At 68.9% G+C, this 11,618-nt stretch carries 10 protein-coding genes; 8 read left to right on the top strand and 2 right to left on the bottom strand.

All coding sequences use genetic code 11. From position 1 onward, the window contains the following. The first annotated feature begins 2 nt into the window (after nt 1-2). The 5 genes from cobA to ACFVTD_RS06680 all read left to right on the top strand — a co-directional run bounded on the left by cobA (nt 3) and on the right by ACFVTD_RS06680 (nt 4,438). Nucleotides 3-1,034 (top strand): uroporphyrinogen-III C-methyltransferase, encoded by a 1,032-nt coding sequence (gene cobA / locus ACFVTD_RS06700; protein WP_387559922.1) that lies wholly within the window; start codon nt 3-5, stop codon nt 1,032-1,034. Nucleotides 1,035-1,048: 14 nt separating this feature from the next. Continuing rightward, entirely contained in the window at nt 1,049-2,212 is a 1,164-nt protein-coding gene (locus ACFVTD_RS06695; RefSeq protein WP_387559919.1) for a uroporphyrinogen-III synthase, read from the top strand. 203 nt (nt 2,213-2,415) lie between these two features. Then, nucleotides 2,416-3,282 carry an FAD-dependent oxidoreductase gene (locus ACFVTD_RS06690; protein WP_387559916.1) on the top strand — a complete coding sequence of 289 codons (867 nt, stop codon included), beginning with the start codon at nt 2,416-2,418 and terminating at the stop codon, nt 3,280-3,282. Nucleotides 3,283-3,402: 120 nt separating this feature from the next. Continuing rightward, nucleotides 3,403-4,122 carry a deoxyribose-phosphate aldolase gene (deoC, locus tag ACFVTD_RS06685; protein WP_387559914.1) on the top strand — a complete coding sequence of 240 codons (720 nt, stop codon included), beginning with the start codon at nt 3,403-3,405 and terminating at the stop codon, nt 4,120-4,122. 52 nt (nt 4,123-4,174) lie between these two features. Continuing rightward, entirely contained in the window at nt 4,175-4,438 is a 264-nt protein-coding gene (locus ACFVTD_RS06680) for a hypothetical protein (RefSeq protein ID WP_387559911.1), read from the top strand. Between the two features lie 81 nt (nt 4,439-4,519). Here the strand turns inward: ACFVTD_RS06680 and ACFVTD_RS06675 are convergent, their stop codons facing one another. Continuing rightward, entirely contained in the window at nt 4,520-5,332 is an 813-nt protein-coding gene (locus tag ACFVTD_RS06675) for a metal-dependent hydrolase (RefSeq protein WP_387559908.1), read from the bottom strand. Nucleotides 5,333-5,338: 6 nt separating this feature from the next. Then, complete coding sequence (mfd, locus tag ACFVTD_RS06670) at nt 5,339-9,031, bottom strand: transcription-repair coupling factor (protein ID WP_387559905.1); 3,693 nt, start codon at nt 9,029-9,031, stop codon at nt 5,339-5,341. Nucleotides 9,032-9,266: 235 nt separating this feature from the next. On the opposite strand from mfd, the gene ACFVTD_RS06665 reads away from it, so the two are divergent. The 3 genes from ACFVTD_RS06665 to ACFVTD_RS06655 are packed head-to-tail and all read left to right on the top strand — an operon-like array spanning nt 9,267 to nt 11,537. Further along, nucleotides 9,267-10,772: an SDR family oxidoreductase gene (locus tag ACFVTD_RS06665; protein WP_387559902.1), complete on the top strand. Its 1,506-nt coding sequence runs from the start codon at nt 9,267-9,269 to the stop codon at nt 10,770-10,772. Nucleotides 10,773-10,814: 42 nt separating this feature from the next. Next, nucleotides 10,815-11,312: a DUF2505 domain-containing protein gene (locus ACFVTD_RS06660; RefSeq protein ID WP_141161131.1), complete on the top strand. Its 498-nt coding sequence runs from the start codon at nt 10,815-10,817 to the stop codon at nt 11,310-11,312. 3 nt (nt 11,313-11,315) lie between these two features. Continuing rightward, a complete protein-coding gene (locus ACFVTD_RS06655; protein WP_142130627.1) occupies nt 11,316-11,537 on the top strand; it encodes an SCO4848 family membrane protein in 222 nt (73 codons plus the stop codon). Nucleotides 11,538-11,618 lie beyond the last annotated feature (81 nt).

Here is an 11,618-nt window from a genome sequence, read left to right as displayed (position 1 = left end):
CCATGCAGCTCACCATCGACCTCACCGGCCGGGACATCCTGGTCACCGGCGCCCCTGCTGCCGCGCGGCAAGCGGTCCGCCGCTACCAGGCCGCGGGCGCCGTCGTCCACCGCCTCACCAGCCCGCACGACGCCCAGGGCACGCCGCTGCCGGAGCACCTGTTCCTGGTGGCCGCCGTCGAGGACGGGCAGCCCGGCTGGGCCGCAGTCCTGGACCGCTGCCGGGAAGCAGGAATCCCGGTCGCTGCCGAGCCCGCGGCCGGCCCGGCCGGACACGTCACGCTGGTGGGCGGCGGCCCGGGCACCGGCGACCTGCTCACCGTGGCTGCCGTCAAGGCGCTGCGGGATGCAGATGTGGTGTTCTATGACCGGCTGGCCCCGTACCAGGAGCTGCCGCTGCTGACGTCCGCGGAGCTCGTGGATGTGGGAAAGAAGCCCGGGCACCACAAGGTCAGCCAATCGGATATCGAAAAGCTGATGGTGGAAAGCGCGCTGGCCGGAAACAATGTGGTCCGACTCAAGGGCGGTGACCCCTACGTGTTCGGCCGTGGCGGGGAGGAAGTCGCCGCGTGCGTGGCCGCCGGCGTCAAGGTCCGGGTGGTGTCGGGCGTAACCAGCGCCATCTCCGTCCCGGCAGCGGCAGGGATCCCGGTGACCCACCGGGAAGTCAGCCACATGTTCACCGTGGTGTCCGGACACGCACCGCTGACCGAAGAGGAGCACCACCACCTTACCGGGCTGGGCGGCACCATCGTGGTCCTGATGGGCATCGGCACCCTCCACCAGCTTGCGGCAGGGCTGCGCCGCGCCGGGATGCGCCAGGACATGCCCATGGCAGTGGTGGAACGCGGGTACCGGCCGGGCCAGCGCACCACCATCGCGGACCTGGGCACCATCGCCTCGGCCGCGGCCGGCTGCAGCAACCCGGCCGTGCTGGTCATCGGCGACGTGGTGCGGGTGGCGGAGGCCAACCAGCAGCACGCCGGTGCCGCAGCCGACCTGGACCGGCTGGCGGCCTCGCTGCTGGGATCGTGAAAGGATTGACCCCCATGACTGCACTTGCACCGGTTGACCACACGCGGCCCGAACCCACGCAGGCTGAAGAAGCTCCCGACGCCGCGGAGTCGCCGCTGGAGGGATTCCGAATCGGCGTCACCTCGGACCGGCGCTCCCGCGACCTGATCGAAGCCCTGGAACGGCGCGGCGCCGAAGTACTCCACGCCCCCGCGCTGAAGATCGCCCCGGTCCAGGAGGACATGCGCCTCATAGAGGACACCCGGGCCATCATCGCCGCCAGGCCCGATCTCTGCATCGCCACCACCGCGTACGGAATGCGCCGGTGGTGCGAAGCCGCGGATTCCTTTGGCATCGGCGACGAGCTGCTGGAAACGTTGGGCAGCTGCCGGATGTTCGTCCGGGGACCAAAGGCCCGTGGTGCGGTGCGCGCGGCAGGCCTTGCCGACGTCGGGATCAGCAGCGACGAAACCACCTCCACCCTGGTGGACATGCTGCTCACCGAGGGCGTCCGTGGCAAAACCGTGGCCATGCAGCTGCACGGCTACACCGACGTCCGCCAGATTGAACGCCTGCGGATGTCCGGCGCCACCGTCCTGACCGTCACGCCCTACCGCTGGGTCAAGCCCGACGGCGAGGACCGGCTTCCGCGGCTGATCGACGCCGCCTGCACCGGGAACCTGGACGTCCTGACGTTCACTAGCGCACCCGCGGTGGACGCCATGTGGAGCACGGCCCATGAGATGGGGCTCTACAAGCAGCTGGTGGAGAGCCTGAAGCTGAATGTCACCACGGCCGTGGTGGGTCCCGTCACGGCCCAGCCCCTCCTGGACGCGGGGATCACGCCGCTGATCCCGGAGCGGTTCCGGATGGGTGCGCTGATCCGGCTGGTGTGCGAGCACCTGGCGCTGAACCACGTCCGCCGGCTGGATACCCGCTCGGGCAGCATCGAGCTGCGGGGCCGCAGCCTGCGGATCGACGGCCAGCAGGTGGAACTGGCTCCCGCTCCCCTGCTGCTCCTGCGTGCACTGCTGGGCGCCGGCGGTGCGGTCCTGTCCCGTGAATCGCTCTCCGACCTGCTGGAACTGCGCGGCTCGGTGCACGCGCTGGACATGACCGTGAGCCGGCTGCGGTCCTCGCTGCCGGACGGCAAGCTGATTGAAACAGTGGTGAAGCGCGGGTACCGCATCCGCGTCTAAGTGCCCTGGGCCCGGGCTTTTGTGTCGGCGGGCTGATGAATGAGAGGTGCGTCACGGGTTCTGTTACCGGCCGGTAAATACTGGCGAACAAGGGCCCGCTGAACAGCAACTGCGGGGAAACACCCCGGAAAAGACGCGGGCCTACGCTGTGTTCCATCACGAACTTCCGGCCGCTCACCGGCCGCCAGCGAAAGGGCCAGCACATGTCCGCTCCGGCATCCTCACCGTCCACCTCCACCGCAACCCGCATTGTCATTGCCGGCGCAGGGCCCGCCGCGCAGGCCCTCGTGGCGCAGCTGGACCGCGCCCGGTTCACCGGGACCGTCACCGTGCTGAGCAACCGCGACGACACCCCGGACGAGCTGCTGGAGCTTGCCATGCTGCCCCAGGTCTCGGTGCGGTTTGGCCAGCCTGCCAGCCACATCGACCCGGCCAACCGCACGGTGGCGACAGCGGACGGCATGGAGTTCGCCTACGACCAGCTGGTCATCGCCACCGGATCGGCCCCCGTGGCGAGCCCGGTGGACGGTGCCGCGCAGTGCCTGAGCTACGCCACCATCGACGACGCACCGCGGGTCGCGAAGGGCGTGCAAAAGGTGGCCCGTGAGCTGGGGCGGCGCCCGGTGGGGATCCTGGTGGGCACCGGCGCGGCAGCCGGGCAGGCCGAAGCCGTGCTGCGGGCCAAAGGCGTGCGGCCCATCCGCACCACCGCCCGGCCCGCCGCCATCATCCCCGCCGTCGTGTCCGGCGCATCCGCCCGGCAGGCCGCGTCCGCCGTCGTCTTCGAGGATGGCAGCAGCATGACCGGCGACCTTGTGGTGATGGCGGAGGAGCGGGTGTCCCGCGACGGCCTGGCCGCCAGCGCGGGGCTGCAGACGGCACCCGGGGGCGGCATCGTGATCAGCCGGGACTACCGCACCTCCGTCCAGGGGATCTGGGCGATCGGGGATGCGGCAGCGTTCGACGGCGTGCGGCTGGGGCTGCTGGTGGCGGCGGCTTCGGCGGCAGGCGCCTGCGCCACCCAGTTGTTGAGTGCCGCGGCGGAGGCCCCGGTCCTGCAGGCGGCCTGAGCGGCCGCGCCCGTCTGCAGGCCTCCTGCGTGGGGCCTGCTGCGGCGGGGCCCGCTGTGACAAGATGGTTCCCGAAACCGAGTCAACGCCGGGCCCACAAGGCCCTCCGAGAGGACCATCATGAGCAACGAAGCCACCGTTCACGCAGGCACCGCCGATCCCGGCCGGTCAACGGACATCGCCTCCTACATCGACCACACGCTGCTCAAGCCCGAAGCTTCGGAAGCCGAGGTGCTGAAGGTCTGCGCGGAAGCGGCCGAATACGGCTTCAAGTCGGTTTGCGTCAACCCGGTCTGGGTCAAGACGGTCGCCACGGCACTTCGGGGCTCAGGGGTCCTCACCTGCTCTGTGGTGGGCTTCCCCCTGGGGGCGACCCCCACGGACGTGAAGTCGTTCGAGGCCCGGGGCGCGGTCCTGGACGGTGCTGCCGAGGTGGACATGGTGATCAACATTGCTGCCGCACGGGCCGGTGACAAGGGAGCCCTCGCCGAGGACATCGCCGCGGTGGCCGAGACGGTCCACGCGGGCGGCGCCATCCTGAAAGTCATCATCGAAACTGCCCTGCTGACGGATGAGCAGAAAGTCCTGGCCTGCCAGGCGGCCGTGGAGGCCGGTGCCGACTTCGTGAAGACCTCCACGGGCTTCAACGGCGGCGGTGCCACCGTTGAGGATGTGGCCCTGATGCGCAGGACCGTGGGCCCGGAGGTGGGGGTCAAGGCCTCCGGCGGCGTACGGTCCCTGGCGGATGCTCAGGCTATGATTGCAGCAGGTGCAACACGAATTGGTGCCAGCTCCGGAATTGCCATCGTCAAGGGTGAACAGGGTTCAGCCGCTTACTGACCGTGGCCGGAAGCCGCCACAGATCAAGCCCTTTGGGGCCAAGGAGGAACACATGTCCAGCCAGGTCAACGCGTCCAGCAGGAACACGGCGTCCAACAACGAGGCCGTTCGGACCCCGCAGAACGAAAACAACCTCGCCACCAGCGTGATCCTGTTCGTGATCTGCTTCGCCCTGTTCCTCGGCTCCATCTACTCGCTGTCCTTCCTCACCCTGGGCAACCCGTGGCCCATGGCCGTGTGCCTGGTCCTCTTCGCGCTGGCCTTCTGGCTTCCGCAGACCATCTTTGGCCGCTCGGACTCCGCCGGCGAGCACTAAAGACCGCAGCCGCAGCACAGGAAGGGACCCCGGACAATGTCCGGGGTCCCTTCCTCATCTGGTGGCCCTGATGCCCGGCGGCTAGAACCAGAGCTTGATCCACGCCCCCGCGGCTGCCGCTACCCGGCCCCAGTGGTGCTGGGCGATGGCCCAGCCGGCCACGGACATCCCCACCATCGCGTACGCACTCACCGGGATCAGCACCAGCCACTCCCGCTTGGAGCCGGCCCGGCCCAGCAGCGGTACGGACAATGCGCCGTTGGCACGCCAGACGCTCCGCAACAGGGGCAGCCGGCGCAGCATCTTCGGCGGCCGGACCACCAGCGGCCACAGGAGCGGCACTCCCCCGGTGGTGATGAGGTCTCCGACGATGTGCACCACCACCCCGATCAGCATGGACGTGGGGAGCCAGGTCCACTGTTCCGGCGCGTAGGCGGTCACCAGGCCGGCCATGACCAGGGCGAAGATCCAGTTGGAGATGAAGCCGCCCTTGGGAAAGAGCTTCAGTGCCTTGGCGGCGATGTTGATCAGGAACATGCACAGCAGCCCGGCCCCAATGGACAGCCGTCCCCATCCGGTCTCCATGTGGACCTGCGATGCCAGGCCGGCGAGGAAGACGAAGAAGGCCGCACCCAGGATCGAGTGCGTACCCTGCCGGTGGCCGCCGCTGGCGTTCTCAATGCCGCGGGCGATCACGTTGGACAGCGGCGGCAGCGAATGGGCCACCGTGCTGGACCGGTGGTCCCAGTCGCAGACCAGCGCGGTGCCGGCCGTGGCCATGCCGCCGATGAGGATGCCCGTGGGATCCAGCGGGTACCAGCCCAGGGTGTACGGGCCGGTGGAGGCAACAGCTACCCACGCCGCGGCTCCGGACGCGGCGTGATGTCCTCCCATCAAGTGCTAACTCACCGCCAGCGGGGCATCGGAGAAGATGTTCCGGATGACGCCGTTGGCCCATTCCAGGATCTCGGCGTCCTGGAGGTCCCGGCCACCGATCCGTGCCGTCTTGGGCTTGGGAATGAGGATGGCGTCCATGGCTGGCTTGGACTGCGACCCCGGATACATCCGGTTCAGCCGCATGGTCTTGGACTCCGGGAGCGTGGCCGGGGAGAACTTGATGAAGTTGCCCTGCAGCGCCACGTCGGACAGGCCGGCCTCGCGGGCGGCAACACGGAAACGCGCCACTTCCACCAGGTTCTGCGCGGGCAGCGGCAACTCGCCGTAGCGGTCCACCAGCTCGGCCTGGACCTCGTCGATGGACTCGTTGGTCAGGGCGGCGGCCAGCTTCCGGTAGGCCTCGAGGCGGAGCCGTTCGCCGGGAACGTAGTCGTGCGGCAGGTGCGCGTTGACCGGCAGCTCAATCTTCATTTCGGCGGCCTTCTCCTCGGCTTCGCCGCGGAAGTCCGCCACGGCCTCGCCCACAAGCCGGATGTACAGGTCGAAGCCCACACCCTGGATGTGGCCGGACTGTTCCCCGCCCAGCAGGTTGCCGGCGCCACGGATCTCCAGGTCCTTCATGGCCAGCTGCATGCCGGCGCCCAGCTCGTTGTGGGCCGCCACCGCCTTGAGCCGCTCCAGCGCCACCTCGCCCAGGGGTTTCTCCGACGGGTACAGGAAGTAGGCGTAAGCGCGTTCCCGGCCACGGCCCACACGGCCGCGGAGCTGGTGCAGCTGGGACAGCCCGTATTTATCCGCCCCGTCCACGATCAAGGTGTTGGCATTGGAGATGTCCAGGCCGGTCTCAATGATGGTGGTGCACACCAGAACGTCGAAGCGCCGCTCCCAGAAATCCACGATGATTTGCTCCAGGCGGCTCTCGGACATCTTGCCGTGCGCCACCTCCACCCGGGCTTCCGGGACCAGTTCGCGGATCTTCGCCGCGGTCCGTTCGATGGTGGACACCCGGTTGTGGACCAGGAACACCTGCCCTTCGCGCATCAGCTCGCGGCGGATGGCGGCGGATGTCTGCTTGTCCGTGTACGGGCCCACGTAGGTCAGCACCGGGTGCCGTTCCTCCGGCGGGGTGGCCAGTGTGGAGGTTTCCCGGATGCCGGTCAGGGACATCTCCAAGGTGCGGGGAATCGGGGTGGCACTCATGGCCAGCACGTCCACGTTGGTGCGCATCTTCTTCAGCGCTTCCTTGTGCTCCACGCCGAACCGCTGCTCCTCGTCCACGATCACCAGGCCCAGGTCCTTGAACTCGAAGTCCTTGGACAGCAGCCGGTGGGTGCCGATCACCACGTCCACGGCGCCGCTCTTGACGCCCTCGGCGGTTTCCTTGGACTCCTTGGCGGACTGAAACCGGGACAGCGGCTTCACCCGCAATGGGAAGCCGGAGAACCGTTCCGTGAAGGTCTCGTAGTGCTGCTGGGCCAGCAGCGTGGTGGGCACCAGCACCGCCACCTGCTTGCCGTCCTGCACGGCCTTGAACGCAGCACGGACCGCGATCTCGGTCTTGCCGTAGCCGACGTCGCCGGACACCAGCCGGTCCATGGGGATTTCGCGCTCCATGTCCGCCTTGACCTCGTTGATGGTGGTCAGCTGGTCCGGCGTCTCCACGTATGGGAAGGCTTCCTCCAGTTCGCGCTGCCAGGGGGTGTCGGGGCCGAAGGCGTGCCCGCGGGAGGCCATCCGGGCCGAGTACAGCCGGATCAGCTCACCGGCGATCTCCTTGACGGCCTTGCGCGCCTTGGACTTGGTGCTGGCCCAGTCAGCGCCGCCCATCTTGCTCAGGACCGGGGTGTCGCCGCCAACGTAGCGGGTCACCTGGTCCAGCTGGTCCGTCGGCACGAACAGGCGGTCGCCGGGGGCGCCGCGCTTGGCGGGCGCGTATTCCAGCACCAGGTATTCCCGGACGCCGTCGCCGCCGCCGGCAACCTTGCGCTGGATGAGTTCCACGAACCTGCCGATGCCGTGCTGTTCGTGGACCACATGGTCCCCCGCCACCAGCTGGAGGGGGTCGACGGCGTTGCGCCGCTTCGAGGGCATCTTCCGCATGTCCTTGGTGGACCCGGCGGAGGTGCGGCCCAGCAGGTCGGCTTCGGTCAGCAGGCCAAGCTTCAGCCCGTCCAGGACAAAACCGCGGCCGACGGCGGCAGTGGTCACCTCGATGATGCCCGGCTGGGGCTCGTGGTCCAGGCTGTCGACGCTCGCGCACGGGATGTCGTTCTCGTGGAAGAGTTCCGCCAGGCGCTGGGCCGGGCCGGGGCCCTCGGTGGCCACGACGATCCGCCACTGGTCCCGTACGTGCGAGCCGATGAAGTCCATCATCTCGGCAACGTCACCCTGGTAGCCGCGCGGTTCACGGGCGTGCAGGTTCAGGACATCGATCTCGGGCAGCAGTTCCGCGTCCTGCGCCAGCGAGGTGATGGACCACCAGGAGACGCCGTGCGCCAGGGCGGAACCACGGGTCTCTGCCAGCGACCGGAAGCTCGCCGAATGGAGGGCGGCCGACGCCTGCGAGCTGAGGTCCAAAGGTGCCGCCCCGCCGTCGGACGCTGTGGACCAGGCCGCCTCAAGGAATTCCTCGTTGGTGGCGGCGAGGTCGTGGGCGCGGGTGCGCACCTTCTCCGGTTCGATCACCACGGCGATCGAATCGCCCGGCAGCTGGTCCACGAACGGAACCATGGCGTCCACCAGGACCGGAGCCAGCGATTCCATTCCTTCCACCGCGATGCCGCCGGCGATCTTCTCCAGCATGTCCGCGGCGGCCGGAAGCTGGGACTTGAGGGTGGCGGCGCGGGACATCACCGACGGGGTGATCAGGATTTCGCGGCACGGCGGGGCGTGCAGTTCGGTGGGGTGGTGGATGCCCGGGGCGGACAGCGAGCGCTGGTCGGCCACGGCGAACCAGCGCATCTGGTCCACCTCGTCGCCGAAGAACTCCACCCGGATGGGGTGGTCCTCCGTGGGCGGGAAGACGTCGATGATGCCGCCACGGACCGCGAACTCGCCCCGGTGCGTGACCATGTCCACCCGCGCATAGGCAGCGTCGGCGAGGCTCTTCACCACGCTGGTGAACGGAACATCCTGGCCCACCTTCAGCGTGACCGGAACCAGGTCCCCAAGGCCGGCCACCACGGGCTGGACCACGGCGCGGACGGGAGCGACGACGACGCGCAGCCGCCCCGCCGTCGAACTTTCCGGATGTGCCAGGCGGCGCAGCACAGACAGCCGGCGCCCCACGGTGTCCGAACGCGGGGATAGACGCTCATGCGGGAGGGTCTCCCAGCTGGGAAACTCGGCCACCGAATCCGCGGGCAGGTAGGCACGCAGTGCTGCGGAGAGGTCTTCCGCTTCACGGCCGGTTGCCGTTACCGCCAGCACCACGCCCGGCTCCCCGGCGTCGGACTGTCCTGCCACGGCGGCGGCGAGCCCGTCCGCCATCTCCGCCAGCAGCACCGGGCGGAGGCCGGCGGGGGCGCTGATCTGATAGTCCTGGCCGCGCACGGCGAAGCCCCTGGCGGCCTCCGCCCGGACCCGGGCGAACGTCTGGTCCGGTTCCAGTGCGCGGCGCAGTCCGTCCAGCGACGGGGCCGCGCCGGACGTCCCGGTGCTGGATGTGCCGGCGGCGGACTGGCCGGGAAGACTCATGGCAGAAGCTCCTGTGGTATTCAGCGAAAGCAAGCAGGCAACGCGAAAACCCGAAATTCGCTGCGAATCCCGGGACTTCCAGCCTACCGCGCAGGAACGGCATGGCAGCACGGAACCGTCTTTCGCGGGAATGGATCTAGGCTGGCAAGGTCGAGCGATTTCCGCAGCCTTTTCCGCAGCGCGGCCGTCCGTAGGGGCAGCTGCTGCGAATTCCAAGGGACGAACAGGAGCCAACATGACCGCAATGAGTGCCACCCCAACACCCAGGACCGTCCTCGTTACCGGCGCCACCGGCTACATCGGCGGCCGGCTTGTGCCCAGGCTGCTCGAAGCCGGCCACACGGTGAAGGTGCTGGTCCGCTCCCCCGACAAGATCGCCGGCGTCCCCTGGCGGGGCAAGGTGGAGGTGGTGCAAAGCAGCCTCGACGACGGCGACGCCCTCCGGGAAGCGCTGGCCGGCGTCGACGTCCTCTACTACCTGGTCCACTCCATGGCGGCCGGGGCCGGGTTCGAAGCGAAGGAAAAGGCCATGGCCGGGACCGCCGCGGACGCTGCCGCCGCCGCGGGAGTGCACCGGATCGTGTACCTGGGCGGCCTGCACCCGCAAGGGGTGGAACTCTCCACCCACATGCGCTCGCGCGAGGCCGTGGGCAAGGTCTTCCTGGACAGCCCGGTGGACGCCGTGGTGTTCCAGGCCGGCGTGGTGATAGGTTCCGGTTCCGCCTCCTTCGAGATGATCCGCCACCTCTCCGAAACCCTGCCGCTGATGCCGGCGCCCAGCTGGGTGCGGAACCGGATCGAAGCCATCGCCGTCCGTGACGTTCTCTACTACCTGGTGGCTGCCGCATCCCTCGAGGGCACCATCAACAGGACGTTCGATATCGGCTGCCGGCAGGTGCTGACCTACGCCAGGATGATGCAGGAATACTCTGCGGAAGCAGGCCTCCCCTACCGGGTGGTGCTGGCGCTGCCCATCCCTGCGCCCAAGCTGGCAGGCATCTGGGTGGCGCTGACCACCCCCATCCCGTGGTCCATGGCGGTCCCGCTGGTCCAGTCGCTCCAGCACGACGCAGTGTCCAACGAGCACGACATCGACCAGTACATCCCGCAGCCCGACGGCGGCCTGACCCCTTACCGGACCGCGGTGGCCCTGGCGCTGGGCAAGGAACGGGACGGCCAGGTGGAGACCACCTGGGCGAATGCCGGCGCGGATTCGGATCCCCTGCCCAGCGACCCGGAGTGGGCCGGACACAAGGTGTACATCGACGAAAGGACTTTCCACGGCGAGGTGGACCCGGCCCATGTGTGGACCGTCATCGAAGGAATTGGGGGCCGCAACGGCTGGTACTCGCTGCCGCTGGCGTGGCAGGTCCGGGGCTGGCTGGACAAGCTGACCGGCGGCGCCGGCCTGCTGCGCGGGCGCCGGCACCCCCACACCCTGGCCGCCGGCGAGGTGGTGGACTGGTGGCGCGTGGAGCGGATCGAACGTGGGAAGCTGCTCCGGCTGCGCGCCGAAATGCGTGCCCCGGGACGTGCCTGGCTGGAGCTCTCCGTGGAACCGGACGGGACGGGCAGCCGCTACCGGCAGCGCGCCATTTTCTTCCCCAAGGGGCTGAGCGGCAGGCTGTACTGGCTCGCGGTCCTGCCGTTCCATAGCCTGATCTTCCCGGCCATGGCCCGCAACATCACCGATACCGCCCGGAAGCTGGCCGATGCGGAGCCCGCGGCCACCACCCCGTAGGATGTTGGAGGCTTAATCCGTTCCCACGTCCCAGGAGGACCCATGGCGCTGAGCGCAACCACCACCCTTCCGCACCCCGTTGACAGCGTCGCCGCTGTGCTGGTGAACGAGGATTTCCAGCGCCACGTCAGCCAGCTGGTGGGTGGCAGCCTCGAGTCCTTCACCGTGGACGGCGACATCGCCGGGGCTTTCAACACCACGTCCGTGCGCACCCTGCCCACCACCCGGCTGCCCGAAATCGCCCGGAAGTTCGTTGGCGAGAACCTCAAGGTGACCCAGGTTGAGAACTGGGAAGCGCCCGCCGCGGACGGGTCACGCCAGAGCAACATCTCGCTGAAGATTGCCGGCGCTCCCGTTGATGTCACCGCCGTCCAGCGGCTGGTGGCCGACGCCGGCGGAACCCGTGTGGAACTGGAGGGCGCCGTGAAGTCCTCCGTGCCGTTCCTCGGTGGCAAGATCGCCGATGCCGCCGAGCCCATGGTGGCCAAGGCGCTGAACCTGCAGGCCGCCCAGGCGCAGGCCTGGCTGGAAAGCCACTAGCCCGTGCAGCTCCCCGTCTTCGCCGCGCTGGTCCTCATCGTTGCCGGTGTCTGGTCGCTGGTGGTGTGGCCGCAGTTCCTGCGCCGCGTCATGAAGGATCCGCGCGCCCGTGATGCCGCCGGCAAGGCAACAAAGTTCCTGACCGTCCACGTGGTGCTGGTAAGCATCTCCATGGTGCTCGGGCTGGCCACCGCCGTGATCGGAGTCCTCGGCCTGCTGGGCTGAGCACGCAACAACCCGTAGTGGCACGAAACAGCCCGGGCTTTCCTCCTGCGGGAGGAAAGCCCGGGCTGTTTGCTGTCCGGC

Source organism: Pseudarthrobacter sp. NPDC058119, assembly GCF_042884655.1.
In the GTDB taxonomy this organism is placed as follows: domain Bacteria; phylum Actinomycetota; class Actinomycetes; order Actinomycetales; family Micrococcaceae; genus Arthrobacter.
Note: the sequence above shows the minus strand (reverse complement) of the source record. Positions and strands in the feature narration are given on the sequence as shown.

Bases quoted from the DNA above. Each gene is read 5' to 3' on its own strand.
- cobA (WP_387559922.1), top strand. From the start codon at position 3: ATGCAGCTCACCATCGACCTCACCGGCCGGGACATCCTGGTCACCGGC.
- ACFVTD_RS06695 (WP_387559919.1), top strand. From the start codon at position 1,049: ATGACTGCACTTGCACCGGTTGACCACACGCGGCCCGAACCCACGCAG.
- ACFVTD_RS06690 (WP_387559916.1), top strand. From the start codon at position 2,416: ATGTCCGCTCCGGCATCCTCACCGTCCACCTCCACCGCAACCCGCATT.
- deoC (WP_387559914.1), top strand. From the start codon at position 3,403: ATGAGCAACGAAGCCACCGTTCACGCAGGCACCGCCGATCCCGGCCGG.
- ACFVTD_RS06680 (WP_387559911.1), top strand. From the start codon at position 4,175: ATGTCCAGCCAGGTCAACGCGTCCAGCAGGAACACGGCGTCCAACAAC.
- ACFVTD_RS06675 (WP_387559908.1), bottom strand. From the start codon at position 5,332: ATGGGAGGACATCACGCCGCGTCCGGAGCCGCGGCGTGGGTAGCTGTT.
- mfd (WP_387559905.1), bottom strand. From the start codon at position 9,031: ATGAGTCTTCCCGGCCAGTCCGCCGCCGGCACATCCAGCACCGGGACG.
- ACFVTD_RS06665 (WP_387559902.1), top strand. From the start codon at position 9,267: ATGACCGCAATGAGTGCCACCCCAACACCCAGGACCGTCCTCGTTACC.
- ACFVTD_RS06660 (WP_141161131.1), top strand. From the start codon at position 10,815: ATGGCGCTGAGCGCAACCACCACCCTTCCGCACCCCGTTGACAGCGTC.